This is a genomic window from Pseudomonas sp. GW822-FHT06D10, from assembly GCF_058799535.1.
In genome coordinates, this window is record NZ_JBXALN010000001.1 from 828,439 (window position 1) to 846,812 (window position 18,374).

Genomic DNA, 18,374 nt, shown 5'->3' on the forward strand with positions numbered 1-18,374 from the left:
CTTGGCAAAAATGAGGGCGCTTTCGAAGTGAAACCGGAAGCCGGGCTGGATAACGACAAGAGCAACTAATACCCGGAAGGTAGAAGTTGTAGAGGAGGGCAGGATAGATAGGGTGCTTAGTTGTTTGCTTTAAATAACGGATCACCCCTTCGGGTGATCCGTTAACAGCATCGCTTACTTGGGCATGGCCCAGGACTGCAAGGTATAACCGTCCTGGCTCAGTTCGGCGCGGGCCTGTTTGAGCAGGTCTTCCAGCTGGGCTGGATCGGAGTAGGCACTGCTGGGAATCTGGGTGTGGCCAATACGGGTGCTGGTGCGGTCGATGACGGTCAGGCTGAGTTCGCCATTACCGTCCTGTGGAGCCCAGGCCACGCATTGAAAAGGCTGGAATGCGCGGTCGGCGATCAAAAGTGCTTCGTTGATACGGAGCGGGGCGTTCATGGGGTCTTCTCTCTGTGTGCCCAATCAAATGATGTGCCGTCGGTTGGGCTTACCGTTCGGCTGGTCATTTGTACTGATGCACCGAGGTAGCACTCGGGTCACACTGAAAAACAAGTTTTTACAACTTTCGTGCACAGGCCTTGTGGCCGGGCCCTTAGTTGCGGGGGCTGGATAAAACAACTGCGACAATCAGTCGCTCGTGAACAGCTTGGAGTCCCACGTTAGTTCCTTTGGTAATCAGCGCTATAAGCAATTGATACATTCCACCGTCAAGTTCTTGCTAATGTTACAGCCAGGTTTTCCAAATCACTGTTTCTAATAACTTTTCCATACCCTGGCGCCAAGGAACAGCCATGCTCGAAGCCCCTGTGCAGCGCCGTTTGCTGGTGGTCGATCCCTGTGACGATTGCCATCGCCTGTTACCCGGTTTGCGCACCATTGGCTGGGATGTCGACAGCTGTGACCTGGAGTCCGCTCGCGAACGCTCCTGCGATGTCGGCTTGCTGCGCCTGCAGCCCTTTCACCTGGAGCGCCCGGAGGCGGTCAAGGACCTGATCAGCCGCAGCGGCACTGAGTGGATCGCGGTATTGAGCCAGGAAGTGCTGCGCCTGCAGAAGGTCGGGGATTTCGTCTGCGAGTGGTTTTTCGACTTCCACACCCTGCCGTTCGACGTGTCGCGGGTCCAGGTGACCCTCGGCCGGGCCTTCGGCATGGCGCGCCTGCGGGGCCAGGGCTCGATCCATGTGGACCAGCCCGAACATGAGTTGCTGGGCGATAGCCGGCCGATCCGCGACTTGCGCAAGCTGCTGGGCAAGCTGGCGCCCACCGAGTCGCCCGTGCTGATCCGAGGCGAAAGCGGCACCGGCAAGGAGCTGGTGGCGCGTACCCTGCATCGTCAGTCCCAGCGCCACGACAAGCCCTTTGTCGCTATCAATTGCGGGGCGATTCCCGAACACCTGATCCAGTCCGAACTGTTCGGGCACGAGAAGGGCGCCTTTACCGGCGCCCATCAACGCAAGGTCGGGCGCATCGAGGCGGCCCATGGCGGCACCTTGTTTCTTGACGAGATCGGCGACCTGCCGCTGGAGTTGCAGGCCAATCTGCTGCGCTTCCTGCAGGAAAAGCACATCGAACGGGTAGGGGGCAGCCAGCCGATTCCAGTGGATGTGCGGGTCCTGGCGGCCACCCACGTCGACCTGGAAGCGGCCATTACCAGCGGGCGCTTCCGTGAAGACCTCTACTACCGCCTGAATGTGCTGCAAGTGATCACCGCGCCGTTGCGCGAGCGCCATGGCGACCTGGGCATGCTGGCCAGCCATTTTGCCCACTTCTATAGCCAGGAAACCGGGCGCCGGCCCCGCAGTTTCAGCGAGGATGCCCTGGTGGCCATGGGCAAGCATGATTGGCCGGGCAATGTCCGCGAACTGGCCAACCGGGTGCGGCGCGGCCTGGTGCTGGCCGAGGGGCGGCAGATCCAGGCCAGCGACCTGGGCCTGCTCAGCCTGCAGGCCCAGGACCTGCCCATGGGCACCCTCGAAGACTACAAGCACCGCGCCGAGCGCCAGGCCCTGTGCGACGTGTTGAACCGGCACAGCGACAACCTCAGCGTGGCGGCGCGGGTCCTGGGGATCTCGCGCCCGACCTTCTACCGTTTGCTGCACAAGCACCAGATCCGCTAGGGCGGGGAGAAACGCCAAGGCCCGCTGCGATTGGGGAATCGCAGCGGGCCTTGGCGTTTTTGCCGGTGGGTCAGAAGTAGTAGGGGAATTTCAGGCTGAAGGTGAAGGCCGGAGCATCCTCGGTCATGCCGATGGACAGGTTGGGTACGATGGTCAGGTTGTCGGAGGCGGCGATCGTCATGCCGACGTTGAAGTAGCCGGCGTTGGCATCGCTGGATACCACCGACTGCCAGTCGCCTCCGTCCTGCTTGAGCTTGCTTTTACGCTGCACCAGGTCGGAAACCGAGAAGGACATACTCATCTTCTCGTTGAGGGCAAAGGCGACACCGGCGCCGATCTGGAAGCTGTCGCCCAGGCGTACCTTGCCGGGGGTCTTGCTGCCCACTGTCGAGCTGATGTCATCGAAGGACTCTTCCAGGTTGTGGGTATAGGCCAGGGTCCCGAACAGCACGGCCGGATCGAAGGTCTTGACCAGAGAGATGCCCGGTGTGACCGACCAGACGCCGTTACCGGTGGGCAGGCTTTCAGGCACGTAGAGGTTGTTGTTGGCAGAGGACCGCACCAGCTTGATGCCGAATGGGTCCTTGCCGGTAGGGGCTTTGACGCGCAAGGTTGCCACCGCGTCGGGCCAGAACTCGGACTCGTCGAGGAACTTGTAGGCCACCCCGAAGTTCACGTCACCCAGGGTCGGGTCGCGGGTGACCGACTCTTCGGTGGTCTGGGTGCCTGAGCCGCCGCCACCGCCGGATTGGAAGGTGGATTCGCGATAGACCACGGGTGCGTTGATATCGAATTGCCAGCGGTTGTTGAGGTTGTAGCGCGCAGTCAGGTCGAGGGTCCAGGTATCGGACTTGATCCGGTCCAGGTTGATGTTGCCGAGAAAGATCGAATCCAGCGCCAGGAAGCCGTTGACTGTCAGTTGGCGGGCATCGTAGCGGGCATAGGTCAAGCCGGTCTCGACGCTGAACTTGCCGCCGCCAAAGAAACCACTGGCCTCGTCGTAGAGGTTGCTGACGCTTTGTGCCGGTTCCGAATCATCCTTGAGGGACTGGCCATAGGAAGCGCCTCCTGCAGCACCTCCGGAAGCGGCACCGGCTCCAGTACCGGCGACCTGTTGATTGCCCTTCAGGTCAGCAGGTGATTTGGCCAGGCGCTTGGGGGGCGGAGCCGCCGGTTGATCCTCCACTTGGCGAACCCGTTGTTCCAGCACCGCGAGGGCCTTCTGCTGTACTTCGTAACGTTGCTTGAGTTCCAGAAGCTCTCGTTTCAGGGTCTCTACATCGGCGTCCGGCGCCGCTTGTACCAGCGCCGCCGGGAATAGAGTGCTTAAACAGACTATTGCGCGCAGTGAAACCGATCGATACATGAAATAAACCGTCCCTTGTGAACCCCAATGGTCGAGAATCAGCGTAGTTCAAGATCAGAATTTGCGTAGAGCGTTGAGCGTACTCAAATTACAGTCCAAAGCACCGGTGCTGGGACCGTTGTTCCTGAGCACCACATTGAGCTGTGTCATGTTGTTCACCAGGTTGCTGTTACCCATCAACTGGGTGTTCTGCAGCAAATTGCCCTGGGCCACTTGCTGCAAGGCACTGCCCTGGTTGCCACTGGCCTGAATGGCCATCTGGATGCCGCCGTTGAGGGCCGACACCGCCACACTGCCGGCGGCGTTGCTGCCGGTGATGGTTTGGCCGCTGATCAATGCCTGCCCCACGCCAGCCGCCAGTGCCGGCGCCTGATTGGCTTCTGTGACATTGATATTGATGTTGTTGTAGGCCGAGTTGCCGTCGCCGGCGGCCCTTACACTCTGGGTCACGCCCTGGCCGCTGGCCAGCCCTGCGCCGCCGATCACGTTGCCGGTCCCGGGGGGCGGTGTAGTGCCGTTGCCGGTCTGGGTGATGGTGGAGACGTAGAATTCCGGTTTGATGGTGGCTTGCTGGATCTGCAGTGAGGTGGTCGCGCCGATCAGATCGCCGCTGGCGTTGCGCCAGGTACTGCTCATGACAATGCCGAAGCTGATGATCCGCCCCGGCATGACGTAACGGCCCCGCAACTGCGACAGTTCCTGATCCTGGATGAGTTCGGGCTTGAAACCAGCATGTGCTGGAAGAGCTGCTGCCAGGCAGGCGGCGGCCAGCCAGTATGAAGTCTTCATCTGCTTGCTGCTCCCGGAGCATCCTGCCCCTTTATAGTGTTTGCGCTTCTAGAAGAAGTCGCTCTGGATGAAACCGAAGTCCATCAAGTCCGCGTCCCTGACCGGGTAGAAGTTATCGAGCTTGTTCTTCGCGGTCAGTGGGGCTGGCGGGTCGAGCAAGGCGTTGGCCTTGTCGTAGCCAGGGCCGATGATGGCGAACACGATACCGTTCCAGCCTTTGACGAAGTCATCATGGGTGTAGCGCTTGTGGCCCAGCACCGGATCACCGATATAGACCCAGCCTTTCTGCGCCCGCTGCATCACCACGAAGTGCTTGTAGCCGCGAATCTCCATCAGTACCACCACCGGGATGGTCACCGCCTCGAGCTTGTCTGGCGGAATCCGGTAGCCCCGGGCGCGCATGCCGATGCTTTCCACGTAGCGCTTCATGTCGAGCATGGAGAACCCCTGGGTACGCACCAGGTTCTGGTCCGAGTTCACCAGCATGCCCTTGATGACGTGCTCTTCATCGACATCGAGCCAGTAGGCCTGGCGCAGAATGGTCGCCAGCGCGGCAGCGCCGCAGCTGAAGTCGGTTTTCTGCTCGACGATGTCGCTGAACTTGCGCTCGCGCACGCTCTGCACCTGTTTGAAGATCAGGTTGCCACCGGGCAGGCCGGCCACCGCCATCTGTGCGGCCTGGACGGGGGCGCAGAGGCACAGCAGGAGAGAGAGGATCGCAGTACGCATGATCGTTACGCCTTGGTCGGACTGTGGAAAAGCCCCGTTTCCGGGGCTTTCGTTACGATCGCGATTACATGCAGGCTTTGCAGCCAGCGGCGATGGACAGCGAGTTGCTTTGTTGGTTGCCCACACCGGCCGAGACGTTGGCGCCGCCGTTGCCGGAGAAGCCGTTCATCGAGCCGGTCATGCTGGCGTTGTTGACCACTGGGTTTTTCCAGCCGTCTTTGGTCAGCACTTGCTGGGTCCAGTAGCCAGCCAGTTCGATAGTGCCTTGTTCTTTGAAGGTGAATTTCTGATCGTCGTTGCCGTGGCCTTTGTTGTCGCCATAGCCATGGCCGCTGCCATGATCGTCGCCACCTTCGATTTTGCCGCTGCCGGTGCCTTTGTAGGTGCCAGAGGCTACGAAGCCGCCAGTGAGGGTGTCTTTTTTGTAGGCCTGGACACCTTTGTTGTCTACGACCAGGTTGGTCGATTGCTGGTTGGCCGAAGCGGCGGCAGTGGCTACGCGGCCACCGGAAACGGCGATGGCCAGGTTGTTTTTCTGTTGGTTGAAGTCGCCAGCGGTCACGTTGATGCCGATGTTGCCGGAACCGTTGTTGCCGGAGTTGTTGAGCACGGCGTTGTTCTGAGTCGAGGAGTTTTTCACGTAGTTGTTGTTGTTGACCTGGGTGGCGCTGGAAGCGGCCACGGCACTGCCGAAGATGAAGCTTTCGTCAGCGGTTGCCAGGGCAGCGGCATTGTCTTGTTGGTTGCCGTCGCCGGCGGCGACGTTGGCACCCATGTTGCCGTTGGAGTTGTTCAGGGAGTTGTCGGCCTTGGCGTTGTTGTTGGTGCCCTGGTTTTTCACTACGTTGGTGTTGCTGTTCTGCACGTCGATGACTGCGGCACCGGCTCCAGCGGTGATTTGCAGCAGAGTGCTGAGGTCCGGACCTTGATCGTGATCGCCATGGCCGTTGCCATGACCGCCGTTGTTACCATGATCGTTACCACCTGCCTGAGCAGCCATTGCCATGACGGCGGCCAGTGCGAAAACCAGTGGTTTGAGAGCCATTGTAGGTTTCATGGTGTTTCTCCGGTGCTTATTAGTTGGTTAAGTGTTGGTACTTTCTAATTGCACTACGAGGGGTCAATCTGCGACCCGGATGCTCAGGGTGTTAGCCATTCGGTTCCCCACCCCGGCACTCTGGTTCACCTGAATCACTCCACGGCTGCCGGTGAAGGCCTGGTCGCTGGTAACGACCTGGCGGCTGCCTTGTTGAGTGCCAGTTGCTCCTGAGTCTGGTAACAGCGCCACGTTCTGTTGCGACAGGGCGCTGTCGTCAATGCTTTGCGGATTGGCACTGATGCTGATCCGCAGGGCATTGGCCATCTGGTTGTTGGCCCCGGCCGACTGGTTAACGCCCAGTGCGCCGTTGCCGTTGCTGAAAGAGTTTCCGCCGATGGTGCTGCTGGCGTTGACCGCGCGGCTGGCGGCGGTGGTGATCTTCTGGGTCACGCTGGTGGTTGCCGTGGCGTTGGTGCCGATGGCAATGGCCCGTACGTTGGTCTGTTGCTGCTGGTCGCCGGCGGCCTGGTTGACGTTGAAGTTGCCGGTATAGCCTGCGCCGGAGTTCTGGATGTTCGAGGTATCGGTGACCGGGCTGGCCGAGTCGGCCATGGCCCCGGTGCAGGTCAGCAAGGCGAGGAACAGCAGGGAGCGACTCATGTTATTGCCCTCCAATGTTGCTCAAGGGAGCCATGCCGGAGCTGATGCTGCGGTTGATCGAGTTGGAGATGCTGGCGCCCGCACCGCCGCCATGGCCGGCGGACATGCCGGGCAGGCCGTTGTTGTTGGTCAGCACATTCATGCCGGGTACACCGGCGCTGCCGGACAGCACCGTGCCGCGGACCAGCGCTCCGGTCTTGATTCCGGCAAAGTCGCCATCGCTCATTTCATTACTGGTCATCTGATTGACCAGGACCGACGGGTTGGTGTTGACCGCGATGGGGTTGGGATCTTTTTGCAAAGGTGCGCGGCCGATGGGCTGCGCCTGGACGGTGCGCTGGATGATGATTTCGCCATTCCCCGCAGCCATCACCGGAAGGCTGTACACCGCGCTGACGGCGCAGCCGATCAGCAGTAGGCGGGTGAAACTTTTATTCAGCGTCCCCACGGCGGTATTCCTTCTTCTCAGTGCTGGCCCTAGCCGGCGTTGCGAGGAAGAGAGCAGAAGCCGTGCCGCTTTTTGTTTCCTTTTAAGATTCAAGGGCTTGCGAACGCTGCGGGGCGTCGGTTTTCGGGACTGTTTCAGGGATGAGACACCTAACCCCGACGGCCATTGGCCATAACCGGGGCAACGCTCTGGAACAGGGGTTGCTGCGGGGGTGTATCAGGGGCTTAACAGTTTGCCCGGCCGTGGGCGCCACCGCGGAAAATGGCGGCCTGATGGCCAGGCAGGTGTTTCAGGGATGGACACTTGTGGCCCTGCGGCACTGCACCGATCACGCTTGCAGCAGTTGCCGGACCTGCTCGAAGGCCTGTTGCCGGCGGGCTTGCCAGTCGCCGCCAATGATGCGGTACGGCTGGCGGTGTTGCTCCAGCCAATGGCGGGTAGCCTCGAAGAACGCCAGGCGTTCTGCCAGTTGTGGCTGGCAGCGCTGGCCGTCGTCGCTCCAGGCCACATCTTCCGGCGACAGCAGTAGGTGCAGGTCGTAGTGGCGGGCCAGCAGTTGGGGTTCCAGCCACGGCGGGCAGTCGCCGAACAGGGTCTGGCTCCAGAGTTGGTTGCTTAACAGGTGGGTATCGAGAATCAGCAGTCCAGGTTGCTGGGCGCGGGCCTGATCTTCCCAGGCGAGCTGGCCCCGGGCGATCTCGGGAATGTCCGCCAGGCAGGTGTCGCGGCCCTGCTGCTCGATGAAGTGGCGCACGTATTCGCCCACCTGGATGCCACCGAAGTGGGCTTGCAGCTCGCTCGCCAGCCAGCTCTTGCCGCTGGACTCGGGGCCGGTCAGTACCAGGACCTTCACGACTGCAGGGCCGGGTCGGCGCGCCAGGCTCGCCAGCCCTGGACGGCCAGCAGGGTGAACAGGGCATACAGCGCCGCCGTCAGGTAGAGCTCCTTGTAGACGAACAGCCCGACGAAAATCACGTCCACGGCAATCCACAGCGGCCAGCATTGCACGCGCTTCTGCGCCATCCACCACTGCGCCACCAGGCTGAAGGCGGTCAAGGCGGCGTCCAGCCAGGGCTGCGCGGCGTCGGTCCAGTGGGCCATGGCAGCCCCCAGCAGCAGGCTGCCCATTGTGCCCAGGGCCAGCCCCTGTAGCAGTCCGCTGGACTGCAACTGGCTGACCGGCCGCCCCTGGTGCTGTTCGCCGCCCCGGGTCCACTGCCACCAGCCATAGAGCTGCAGCACCGCGTAGACCACTTGCAGAAGCATGTCTGAATAGAGCTTGACCTCGTAGAAGATCCAACTGTACAGCAGCACCATGACCAGGCCGATGGGCCAGCACCAGGGGTTCTGTTTGACCGTCAGCCAGACGGCGATCACGCCGAGGGCGGCGGCAAACAGTTCAAGCCCGGACATGGCGGTTCCTTGGGGAAATGGAGGAGGGGGGCGATTGTACCCAGAGTCGGCCCCGGGCGTCAGTCCGGGGCCTTGGGTTCAGCGAGGGGTCAGACGCGGAACTGGCGCAACAGGCCGTTGAGCTGCTCCGACAGGTCCTTGAGGTGGCGGCTGGCGGCGCTGGAGTGCTGGGCCGCCAGGGCCGTGCCCTGGGACAGGCCGGCTGCCTGGCCGACGTTGTGGTTGATGTCTTCCACCACATGGGCCTGTTCCAGGGTGGCGCTGGCAATCGTCGCGTTCAGGCCGTTGAGGTTGCGCAGTGCCTGGCCGATGGCGTTGAGGCTGGCACCCGCCAGCCCGGCCTGCTCGATGGTCAGTTGCGAGGCTCGGCTGCTATCGCCAATGACCTTGACCGCCGCTTCGGAGTGGTTTTGCAGGCGCTCGATCATGCCCTGGATTTCCGCGGTGGACTGCTGGGTACGCTGGGCCAGCAGGCGCACTTCGTCGGCCACTACGGCAAAGCCGCGCCCTTGCTCCCCAGCCCGGGCCGCCTCGATGGCAGCGTTCAGGGCCAGCAGGTTGGTCTGTTCGGCAATCGAGCGGATCACCTCCAGCACCGTGCCGATCTGGGTGCTTTCCGCCGCCAGGGTGCGGATCACTTCCACCGCCTGGTCGATGGTCACCGAAAGCTGGTCGATCTGCTGCAAGCTGCCGTCGATGTTGACCTGGCCCTGCTGGGCCTGGGCCTCGGCCTCGCGCACCTCGGTGGCGGCGTGCTCGGCGTTGCGCGCCACATCCTGGACTGCGCTGGTGACCTGGCTGATGGCGGCCGCCACCTGTTCCATCTGCTGGGATTGCTGCTGGCTGCGCTCCTGGGCGTCGTTGGCGTTGCTACCCAGTTCGCTGGAGGACTGTTCCAGGGCTGCGGCGCTGGATTGCAGTTGCATCACCACACCGCGCAACTTGGCGGTAAAGCCGTTGAAGTGTCGGGCCAGTTCGGTGACCTCGTCCTGACCGTGGGTGTCGAGGCTGCGGGTCAGGTCGCTTTCGCCGCTGGCGATGTTGGCCATGGCGTGCACCGTTTCGCGCAGCGGGCTGACAATGCTGCGCACGATCAGCACCACCAGGGCGGCCATCAGCAGGGCAATCACCAGGCCGATGGAGGAGGCGCGCAGTACCTGGGCGTAGAACTCGTCCTGCAGGTCGTCGATATAGACTCCGGAGCCGATGATCCAGCCCCAGGGCTGGAACAGCTGGATGTAGGAGGTCTTCTGGACCGGTTGCTCGGCGCCGGGCTTGGGCCAGCGGTAGTCCACCATGCCGCCGCCCTTGGCCTTGGCCAGGGTCACCATCTCGTTGAACACCTCGAAACCGTCCGGGTCCTTGACCGCGGCCAGGTTCTGTCCGTCGAGCTTGGGGTTGGCCGGGTGCATGATCATCACCGGCGTCAGGTCGTTGATCCAGAAGTAGTCATTCTGGTTGTAGCGCAGCCCGCGAATCACCTGCAGCGCCTGCTTCTGCGCCTGGTCGCGGGTCAGGCTGCCGGCGGCTTCCAGGCCCTGGTAGTAATTCAGCACGCCGGCGGCGGTCTGCACCACGTGCTGGGTCTTCTGCGCCTTGGCCAGGTACAGGTCCCCATGAATCTGCTTGAGCATCATCACGCCCAGGGTCACCAGGGTCAGCACCGCCACGATCAGGATCAGCCACAGGCGCTGACTGATGGACATCTTGCGTAAGCTATTCATCATCCGGTCACTCCAGATTCTTGTTCTTGTCATAAAAGGCCCGGAGCATCCAAGCACGCTGGCCTTCCAACGCCAACCCTACGGAAGTCCAATAACATCGCGGCGTGTTTTGCGCCTGTCTGTTAGGATTTCGGCGCCTTTGCCGAAAGCCTGAACCTTTCTGAACTTTTCACATAATTTTCATGGGCTTGTGTTGATCTTACGAGCGCCGGTTTCTCGGCTACGCTCGACGCAGCAAATGCTTTGACCAATTAAAAAGAGGCATGCCACGAGCATCGCCTCATGGGGGAATTGATGGATCTTTGGACCGCCGCACAGGCATTGATACTCGGGATTGTCGAAGGCCTGACCGAGTTTTTACCCATCAGCAGCACCGGGCACCAGATCATTGTGGCCGACTTGCTCGACTTTGGCGGCGAGCGGGCGATGGCCTTCAACATCATTATCCAGTTGGGGGCGATCCTTGCGGTTGTCTGGGAGTTTCGCCGCAAGATCCTCGATGTAGTGATCGGCCTGCCGACCCAGCCCAAGGCCCAGCGCTTCACGATCAACCTGTTGATCGCCTTCCTGCCGGCGGTGGTGCTGGGGGTGATCTTCGCCGACCTGATCCATGCCTACCTGTTCAACCCCATTACCGTGGCCACGGCCCTGGTGGTCGGCGGCCTCATCATGCTGTGGGCCGAGCGCCGGCAGCACCAGGTGCATGCCGAGACAGTGGACGACATCACCTGGAAGGACGCGCTCAAGGTCGGCTGCGCCCAGTGCCTGGCGATGATCCCGGGCACCTCGCGCTCGGGCTCCACCATCATCGGCGGCCTGCTGTTCGGCCTTTCGCGCAAGACCGCCACCGAGTTTTCGTTCTTCCTGGCCATGCCCACCATGGTCGGCGCCGCGGTGTATTCAGGCTACAAGTACCGCCATCTGTTCCAGCCCGATGACTTCCCGGTGTTCGCCATCGGCTTCGTCACCGCCTTTGTCTTCGCCATGATCGCGGTCAAGGGCCTGCTGAAGTTCATCGCCAGCCACAGCTACGCGGCCTTCGCCTGGTATCGCATTGCCTTCGGCCTGTTGATCCTGGCGACCTGGCAGTTCGGCTGGGTCGACTGGACGGCGGCCAAGCCATGAGTACGGCCCGGCGCCCGGCGCCCTCGGCCAGTGCTGCGCGGCTCCAGCATCCCCGGGCCAAGCTGCTGGCGTTCGTACTACTGTGCGGGTTGCCGCTGTTCGGTTCGCTGTCGCTGTGGTGGAAAGGGATTTCGCTCATTCCCCTGATCGCCTATGGCGCGGTCAGCCTGCTGGCCTTCCTGGTCTACTGGCACGACAAGCGCCGGGCCCAGGCCGAGGGCCGGCGCACTCCGGAGAACGTCCTGCATGCCCTGGAACTGGCCGGTGGCTGGCCCGGGGCCTTGCTGGCCCAGCAGCTGTTGCGCCACAAGACCCGCAAGGTCTCCTACCAGTTGGTGTTCTGGCTGATCGTGGCCTTGCACCAGGTGTTCTGGATCGACCGGCTGTTCCTGGAAAGCAGCCTGCTGAGCCTGTTCTAGAGCAGCAAACCCACCTGAACCCGCTTGGGCAGCTTGCTCACCACCAACTGGTGAGAGCGCTGCAGCAGCGCCTCGAGCTCCGAGGCGCCCAGGGGGTAGGGGGTGTTCATGATGATCCAGTGCGCCCGGGCCAGGTAGGGCGCCGGGGCAATGCCCGGGCGGTCGACATGGCCGAGAAACAGCTCCTGATCGACCTTGAAGGCCAGCGAGTCGCCCCGCAGGTGCTGCACGGCGAACATCTTGTTGCCGGCAATCGAGAACACCCGCACACCGCCCCACTTGTAGTCTTCCCGCGCACCCGGCAGGCCCAGGCAGAATTGCGCCACTTGCTCTTCATTCAAGGTTCGGGCTGTCACAGCAGTCGTTCTCCGCAGCGTTCGAAGGATTCACTCAGGTGCTCGATCCAGGCGCGCACGGCCGGCATCACACCCCGGCGGTGAGGATACACGGCCTGCAGCCAGCCGCCGGGCAATGACCATTGCGGCAGCATCTGCACCAACTGGCCGCTGGCCAGTTCCTCCTCGCAATACAGCATGGGCAGCACAGTGCAGCCCTGGCCAGCGAGGGCACAGGCACGGCGCACGATGAAGTCGTCGATGCCCAGGCGTGCCTCCAGGGCCAGGTCGCAGGCCTGTCCTTGCTGGTCCAGCAGGCGCAGGTGCACCAGGCGGTCGGCCTCCAGGGCACCGAGAATCGGCACGCGCCGCAGGTCTTCCGGATGCTCCACCGGGAATTGCCGGAGGAAGTCTGGGGTCGCCACGATCGCCGTCTGGGCCCGACGCAGGCGCCGGGTCACCAGCAGCGGGTCTTCGTCGCCCAGCTCGCGCACCCGCAGGGCGACGTCCACACCCTCGTTGATCAGGTCGACACGGCGGTTGAGCAGGAGCATTTCCAGCTGCACCTGGGGGTACTTCTCCAGAAAGCTGCTGACCAGCGGTGTCAGCAGTTCGTGGGCCAGGCCCACCGGGCTCGACACCCGCAGGCGCCCGCGGGGTTCGCTGGCCATGCTGGCCACGGCTTCGTCGGCCATCTCCGCTTCCAGCAGCATGGCCTGGCAGTGGCGCAGGTAACGCTCGCCCACGGCAGTCAGGCTCAGCTGCCGGGTGGTGCGTTGCAGCAGCCGGGCGTTGAGGCGTTCTTCAAGCTCGGCGATACGCCGTGACAGCCGCGATTTGGGAATGCCCAGCAGGCGTCCGGCGGCGGCGAAGCCACCGGCTTCCACCACCTTGGCGAAGTAATAGAGGTCGTTGAGGTCTTGCATGATGATTTTTCGCTCGATTGTCCTGCTTATGGGACGAACTATCGCATTTATGCCGGCTAATCAGCTATTGGTTTCATCTGTAGGATTGCCCACATCCGATCGCCCAGTGGCGGTCCTCACTTGGAGATCCCAGATGAAACTCTTGCATATCGATTCCAGCATTCTTGGTGACAACTCGGCCTCCCGTCAGCTCAGCCACAGTGTGGTCGAGGCCTGGAAAGCCGCTCATCCAGCCACCGTGGTGACCTACCGCGACCTGGCCAATGACGCCATCAGCCACTTCTCCGCCGCCACCCTGGTGGCTGCCGGTACCGCCGCGGAGCTGCGTGACGCCGCGCAGAAGCATGAGGCCCAGCTCAGCACTCAGGCCCTGGCCGAATTCAAGGCCGCCGACACCGTGGTAGTCGCCGCGCCGATGTACAACTTCACCATTCCCACCCAACTCAAGGCCTGGATCGACCGCATCGCCGTGGCTGGCGAGACCTTCCGCTACACCGAAGCCGGCCCGCAAGGCCTGTGCGGCGGCAAGAAAGTGATTGTGGTGTCCACTTCCGGCGGCCTGCACGTGGGCCAGGCCACTGGGGTGGCCCACGAGGACTACCTGAAAGTGCTGTTCGGCTTCTTCGGCATCACCGATGTCGAATTCGTTCGCGCCCATGGCCTGGCCTACGGCGAGGAAGTACGCAGCAAAGCCATGAGTGACGCCCAGGCGCAGATCAGCCAGCAACTCTTCGCTGCCGCGTAAGGCTTGTGTAAAGAGCCTTTGCTGCACGGCAAGGGCCACTAAACTCTGTATTCTGCTCACCGCATGAAGTGGGCAGGGTGCGGAGTTTTTTTATTGTGGTGTTCAGGGTTTCTGGCCCGGGTTATGCAGCACACGGAGCAAGGCTCCCGGCTTGTGCATCCCTGGCTACGGCGTGGTACAGCTGCAAGGCCTTGGCGGCAAGGGATGGCAGGGGAGAACGGCTTTCTCGATCCGGCGGCAAAGGTGGGCGTGCGATGAAACGTCTTTGTGCAATGTTACTGATCTGCCTGCTCAGCAGCCTGCTTTCGGTGCAGGCCGCCCCTGGGCCGCATCCGCACTGGAGCGTGGGCTTTCACGAGATGAGTTTTCTCGACCCTCTGGACCGGCAACCGATGCGCGCCATCGCCTTCTACCCGTCTACCGGTATCGAGCACGGCAGCCAGCTTGAGGGCTATCAGATCGCTGCCTCGCGGGATGCCAAGATCGCCATCGGCCGCTTCCCGATGCTGATGCTGTCCCACGGTAACACCGGCACCCCCCTGGCCCTGCATGACCTGGCCACCTCTCTGGCACGCAAGGGCTTTGTCGTGGTGGCGGTGATTCACCCCGGCGACAACTCCAAGGACCACAGCCGTCTGGGTACCCTGAGCAATCTGTACGGGCGGCCGATCCAGATTTCCGAAGCCATCACCGCAACCCTCGGCGACCCGATGCTGTCGCCCTTCGTCAATGCCGACCAGGTGGGGGTGATCGGCTATTCCGCCGGTGGCGAGACCGCGTTGATTCTCTCCGGCGCCACGCCGGACCTGGACCGCTTGCGGCGCTACTGCCAGGAGCGCCCCAATGATCGGGATGCCTGCAACACCCAGGGCGAACTGATCGTCGACCGCGACGACCTGCAACCGGTGGCCGACCCCCGGGTGCATGCCTTGATGCTGCTGGCCCCCCTGAGCCTCAAGTTCGGCCGCCAGACCCTGGCCGGGGTGCATGTGCCGGTGCTGCTCTACAGTGGTGATGGCGACCAGTTGGTGGCGCTGGACAAGAACGCCGCGGCCCTGGCGCGCAAACTGCCGGTGGCCCCGGACTTCAAGCTGCTGGCCGGCGCCGGGCATTTCGTGTTCATGGCGCCTTGTTCCGCGCAGCAGATGGCCGCGATGCCCGCGCTGTGCACCGATGCCGACGGCGTCGACCGTGAAGACATCCACCGCAACCTGATTCTCGAAGCCGGCAACTTCTTCGCCCATACCCTGGGCCGGCCAAGCCGGGCCGGGATGCAGACCGCCGATCAATGACTCAGGCGCCGGCCCGGCGCTTGAGCATCAGGGTCAGGCCCAGGCCGGTCAGCGAGAGCAGGGCGGCGCAGAAGAAAATCCACGAATACCCCAGGTTCAACGCCACCGCGCCCATCAACGGCCCGGCGATGGCCAGTGCCAGGTCGAAAAACACCGCATAGGCGCTCAAACCTGCGCCACGGCTGCTGTTGGGCACTTGCTTGATGGCCTCCACTCCCAGGGCCGGGTACACCAGCGACAGGCCGAAGCCGGTCAACCCGGCCCCCACCAGGGCCCAGCCGGTGGAGGGCGCCAGCCACAGCAGGGCCAGGCCCAGGGTTTCGACGCACATGCAGGCGATGGCCGAACGAAAGCCGCCGAAACGGCTGATGCAGGAGATGAACAGCAGCCGCGAAAAGATAAAGCACACGCCGAACACCGTCAGGCAATAGGCCGCGCCGGTCCAGCCGCGGCTGAGGTAGAACAAGGTGATGAAGGTGGTCAGGGTGCCGTAGCCGATGGAGGCCAGGCTCAGGCTGGCGCCAAAGGGCGCAATGCGCCCGAACACGGCCCAGAACGGCAGGCGCTCGCCGCGAATCACCGGCACCGAGGGTTTGTTGCGGATCAGCAGCAACGCCAGGATTGCCAGGATCGACAAGGCGATGCCGAGGCTGACGAAACCGTATTGCTGGACCATCAGCACCCCCAACGGAGCACCAATGGCGATAGCGCCGTAGGAGGCAATGCCGTTCCAGGAAATAGAGCGCGCGGTGTGCTCCGCGCCGACCTGGCCCATGCACCAACTGATGGTGCCGACCCCGATCAGGCCCTGGGCCACCCCCAGCAGCAGGCGCCCGCCCAGCAGCACGGCGAGACTCAGCAGTGGCCACTGGACGAGCAGCACCGAAACCAGGGTCAGCACCCCGCTGAGCAGAATCCCCAGCAAGCCGTAGATGATCGAACGCTTGGTGCCCACGGTGTCCGACATTCTCCCGGCCATGGGCCGGCTGAGCAGGGTGGCCAGGTATTGCGCGCCAATGGTCAGCCCGGCGACCACCGCGCTGAAGCCCAGCTGTTCGTGGACATAACCCGGCAACACCGCGATCGGCAGGCCGATGCAAAGGAAGGCGATAAAGGTATAGAAGACGATGGAGACGATCTGCAGGGTGATCGCCATGGAGCTTTGAGCGGGCGTTTGTGGCTCGGGCATGAAGGCTCGTTCGCGGGCGGCGGTTAGAGGCCTGCATCATCGCGTGCCGTGAACATAAAAGAAAGCAGGCTAACTATCTATTCCCCGCACCCGGTAGGCGCTGGCAGAAGCGGTACAAGTCTTGCGGGCCTGTTCGCCGGCAAGCCGGCTCCTACAGAGGCCTGTGGGTTCGTGCAGGAACTGGCTTGCCAGCGAAGGCACCCGCTGGGCGATGCAAGGCTGGCGGGCCTTTTCGTCGGCAAGCCGGCACCTGCGAGCGAGGGGGCATACAAAAAAGCCCCGTCACACTGGACGGGGCTTTTTTGTTGTCGCTTACCGCTTGCCGCTGTCTTTAGAACATCACGCCCTGGCTGCGCAGGTAGTCGTCGTAGGTGCCGCTGAAGTCGGTCACGCCGCTTGGGCTCAACTCGATGATGCGGGTGGCCAGGGACGATACGAACTCACGGTCGTGGCTGACGAAGATCAGGGTGCCCGGGTAGTTCTCCAGGGCCAGGTTCAGCGCCTCGATGGATTCCATGTCCAGGTGGTTGGTCGGTTCGTCCATCACCAGCACGTTGGGCTTTTGCAGGATCAACTTGCCGAACAGCATGCGGCCTTGCTCACCACCGGAAATCACCTTCACCGACTTGAGGATCTCGTCGTTGGAGAACAGCATCCGGCCCAGGGTGCCGCGGATCATCTGTTCGCCCTGGGTCCACTGGCCCATCCAGTCGAACAGGCTGACGTCGTCTTCGAAGTCATGGGCGTGGTCCTGGGCGTAGTAGCCCAGCTCCGCGCTTTCGGTCCACTTCACTGTGCCGGCGTCCGGGGTCAGCTCGCCCACCAGGGTGCGCAGCAGAGTAGTCTTGCCGATGCCGTTGGGGCCGATGATCGCTACGCGCTCGCCGGCTTCGACGGTGAAGCTGAAGTTCTGGAACAGGGTCTTGCCGTCGAAACCCTTGGACATGCGCTCCAGGGTCACCGCCTGGCGGTGCAGTTTCTTGGTCTGTTCGAAGCGGATGAACGGGCTGACGCGGCTCGACGGCTTGACTTCGGCCAGCTGGATCTTGTCGATCTGCTTGGCCCGGGACGTGGCCTGCTTGGCTTTCGAGGCGTTGGCCGAGAAGCGGCTGACGAAGGTCTGCAGCTCGGCGATCTGGGCTTTCTTCTTGGCGTTGTCCGACAGCAGCTGCTCGCGGGACTGGGTCGCGGCGATCATGTATTCGTCGTAGTTGCCCGGGAACAGGCGCAGCTCGCCGTAGTCCAGGTCGGCCATGTGGGTGCAGACACTGTTGAGGAAGTGCCGGTCGTGGGAAATGATGATCATGGTGCTGTTACGCGCCGTGAGGATGTTTTCCAGCCAGCGGATGGTGTTGATGTCCAGGTGGTTGGTCGGTTCGTCCAGCAGCAGCACTTCCGGATCGGAGAACAGCGCCTGGGCCAGCAGAACTCGCAGTTTCCAGCCTGGCGCGACTTCGGTCATCGGGCCGAAATGCTGTTCCAGGGGAATGCCCAGGCCCAGCAGCAGCTCACCGGCGCGGGACTCGGCGGTGTAGCCGTCCATCTCGGCGAATTCGGTTTCCAGCTCGGCCACGGCCATGCCGTCTTCTTCGGTCATTTCCGGCAGCGAGTAGATGCGATCGCGCTCGGCCTTGACCTTCCACAGCTCCTCGTGGCCCATGATCACGGTGTCGATCACGGTGAATTCTTCGTAGGCGAACTGGTCCTGGCGCAGCTTGCCCAGGCGCACGTTCGGTTCCAGCATGACCTGGCCGCCGGACGGCTCGAGGTCGCCACCGAGGATTTTCATGAAGGTCGACTTGCCGCAACCGTTGGCGCCGATCAGGCCGTAGCGGTTGCCGCCGTTGAACTTGACCGAAACGTTCTCGAACAGCGGCTTGGCGCCGAACTGCATGGTGATGTTAGCTGTGGAGATCAATTACTTACCTACCAATGTTTTAGCGCCGACCTTAAATCCACAGGGCGCGATCTGGAGCCTTCCAGGTCGGACCGGTATGGGTGTGGAACTGAGCCAGCGGGCGTACGTCGAGCGCAACATTCCGGCCAAGAGGCCAG

19 protein-coding genes and 1 pseudogene are annotated in these 18,374 nt (G+C 62.6%); 5 read left to right on the plus strand and 15 right to left on the minus strand.

Annotated features, from left to right (window positions below):
* Window positions 1–174: 174 nt before the first annotated feature.
* Window positions 175–441 (minus strand): DUF1652 domain-containing protein, encoded by a 267-nt coding sequence (locus AC1RL5_RS03625; protein ID WP_015635695.1) that lies wholly within the window; start codon window positions 439–441, stop codon window positions 175–177.
* A gap of 353 nt (window positions 442–794) precedes the next feature.
* Here AC1RL5_RS03625 and AC1RL5_RS03630 point away from each other — a divergent pair, with 353 nt between their 5' ends.
* The gene (locus AC1RL5_RS03630; RefSeq protein ID WP_053151755.1) at window positions 795–2,120 is read left to right on the plus strand and encodes a sigma-54 dependent transcriptional regulator; all 1,326 of its coding nucleotides are present in this window, start codon (window positions 795–797) and stop codon (window positions 2,118–2,120) included.
* A 70-nt stretch (window positions 2,121–2,190) separates the two neighbouring features.
* Here the strand turns inward: AC1RL5_RS03630 and fapF are convergent, their stop codons facing one another.
* The 10 genes and pseudogenes from fapF to AC1RL5_RS03680 all read right to left on the minus strand — a co-directional run.
* Entirely contained in the window at window positions 2,191–3,486 is a 1,296-nt protein-coding gene (gene fapF, locus AC1RL5_RS03635; RefSeq protein ID WP_015635694.1) for a fibril amyloid transporter FapF, read from the minus strand.
* Window positions 3,487–3,540: 54 nt separating this feature from the next.
* Window positions 3,541–4,275 carry a fibril amyloid subunit FapE gene (gene fapE, locus AC1RL5_RS03640; protein ID WP_072450274.1) on the minus strand — a complete coding sequence of 245 codons (735 nt, stop codon included), beginning with the start codon at window positions 4,273–4,275 and terminating at the stop codon, window positions 3,541–3,543.
* Window positions 4,276–4,323: 48 nt separating this feature from the next.
* A complete protein-coding gene (gene fapD / locus AC1RL5_RS03645) occupies window positions 4,324–5,004 on the minus strand; it encodes a fibril amyloid maturation endopeptidase FapD (protein WP_041118296.1) in 681 nt (226 codons plus the stop codon).
* A 64-nt stretch (window positions 5,005–5,068) separates the two neighbouring features.
* Complete coding sequence (gene fapC / locus AC1RL5_RS03650; RefSeq protein ID WP_072450275.1) at window positions 5,069–6,061, minus strand: amyloid-like fimbrin subunit FapC; 993 nt, start codon at window positions 6,059–6,061, stop codon at window positions 5,069–5,071.
* A gap of 63 nt (window positions 6,062–6,124) precedes the next feature.
* On the minus strand, window positions 6,125–6,703 hold the full coding sequence (fapB, locus tag AC1RL5_RS03655) for a fibril amyloid subunit FapB (RefSeq protein WP_015635693.1): 579 nt from the start codon (window positions 6,701–6,703) through the stop codon (window positions 6,125–6,127).
* 1 nt (window position 6,704) lies between these two features.
* Window positions 6,705–7,151 (minus strand): functional amyloid chaperone FapA, encoded by a 447-nt coding sequence (fapA, locus tag AC1RL5_RS03660; RefSeq protein WP_072450276.1) that lies wholly within the window; start codon window positions 7,149–7,151, stop codon window positions 6,705–6,707.
* 328 nt (window positions 7,152–7,479) lie between these two features.
* Window positions 7,480–8,004, minus strand: a complete 525-nt coding sequence (locus AC1RL5_RS03665) for an AAA family ATPase (protein ID WP_041752268.1) — start codon at window positions 8,002–8,004, stop codon at window positions 7,480–7,482.
* Complete coding sequence (gene pnuC / locus AC1RL5_RS03670; RefSeq protein WP_072450278.1) at window positions 8,001–8,564, minus strand: nicotinamide riboside transporter PnuC; 564 nt, start codon at window positions 8,562–8,564, stop codon at window positions 8,001–8,003. The genes AC1RL5_RS03665 and pnuC overlap by 4 nt, the downstream gene beginning before the upstream one ends.
* An 89-nt stretch (window positions 8,565–8,653) precedes the next feature.
* Complete coding sequence (locus tag AC1RL5_RS03675; RefSeq protein ID WP_492628926.1) at window positions 8,654–9,490, minus strand: methyl-accepting chemotaxis protein; 837 nt, start codon at window positions 9,488–9,490, stop codon at window positions 8,654–8,656.
* A 21-nt stretch (window positions 9,491–9,511) separates the two neighbouring features.
* A pseudogene (locus tag AC1RL5_RS03680) lies at window positions 9,512–10,321 on the minus strand (cache domain-containing protein); the annotation flags it as partial.
* A gap of 261 nt (window positions 10,322–10,582) precedes the next feature.
* Here AC1RL5_RS03680 and AC1RL5_RS03685 point away from each other — a divergent pair.
* Window positions 10,583–11,413, plus strand: a complete 831-nt coding sequence (locus tag AC1RL5_RS03685) for an undecaprenyl-diphosphate phosphatase (protein WP_011061401.1) — start codon at window positions 10,583–10,585, stop codon at window positions 11,411–11,413.
* Window positions 11,410–11,832, plus strand: a complete 423-nt coding sequence (locus AC1RL5_RS03690; protein WP_065364105.1) for a DUF1294 domain-containing protein — start codon at window positions 11,410–11,412, stop codon at window positions 11,830–11,832. The genes AC1RL5_RS03685 and AC1RL5_RS03690 overlap by 4 nt, the downstream gene beginning before the upstream one ends.
* Here the strand turns inward: AC1RL5_RS03690 and AC1RL5_RS03695 are convergent.
* Together AC1RL5_RS03695 and AC1RL5_RS03700 are read right to left on the minus strand one after the other, a co-directional pair.
* Window positions 11,829–12,173 carry an MmcQ/YjbR family DNA-binding protein gene (locus AC1RL5_RS03695; protein WP_169891849.1) on the minus strand — a complete coding sequence of 115 codons (345 nt, stop codon included), beginning with the start codon at window positions 12,171–12,173 and terminating at the stop codon, window positions 11,829–11,831. The two genes, AC1RL5_RS03690 and AC1RL5_RS03695, sit on opposite strands and share 4 nt — an antisense overlap.
* Before the next feature lie 11 nt (window positions 12,174–12,184).
* On the minus strand, window positions 12,185–13,093 hold the full coding sequence (locus AC1RL5_RS03700; protein ID WP_072450279.1) for a LysR substrate-binding domain-containing protein: 909 nt from the start codon (window positions 13,091–13,093) through the stop codon (window positions 12,185–12,187).
* Between the two features lie 133 nt (window positions 13,094–13,226).
* Here AC1RL5_RS03700 and AC1RL5_RS03705 point away from each other — a divergent pair, with 133 nt between their 5' ends.
* Together AC1RL5_RS03705 and AC1RL5_RS03710 are read left to right on the plus strand one after the other, a co-directional pair.
* Entirely contained in the window at window positions 13,227–13,838 is a 612-nt protein-coding gene (locus AC1RL5_RS03705) for an FMN-dependent NADH-azoreductase (protein ID WP_103408182.1), read from the plus strand.
* Between the two features lie 254 nt (window positions 13,839–14,092).
* Window positions 14,093–15,130 carry an alpha/beta hydrolase family protein gene (locus AC1RL5_RS03710; protein ID WP_011061396.1) on the plus strand — a complete coding sequence of 346 codons (1,038 nt, stop codon included), beginning with the start codon at window positions 14,093–14,095 and terminating at the stop codon, window positions 15,128–15,130.
* A 1-nt stretch (window position 15,131) separates the two neighbouring features.
* On the opposite strand, the gene AC1RL5_RS03715 is transcribed toward AC1RL5_RS03710, so the two are convergent.
* Together AC1RL5_RS03715 and AC1RL5_RS03720 are read right to left on the minus strand one after the other, a co-directional pair.
* Window positions 15,132–16,319 (minus strand): MFS transporter, encoded by a 1,188-nt coding sequence (locus tag AC1RL5_RS03715; protein WP_072450281.1) that lies wholly within the window; start codon window positions 16,317–16,319, stop codon window positions 15,132–15,134.
* Between the two features lie 331 nt (window positions 16,320–16,650).
* On the minus strand, window positions 16,651–18,237 hold the full coding sequence (locus tag AC1RL5_RS03720) for an ABC-F family ATPase (protein WP_011061394.1): 1,587 nt from the start codon (window positions 18,235–18,237) through the stop codon (window positions 16,651–16,653).
* Window positions 18,238–18,374: the final 137 nt, after the last annotated feature.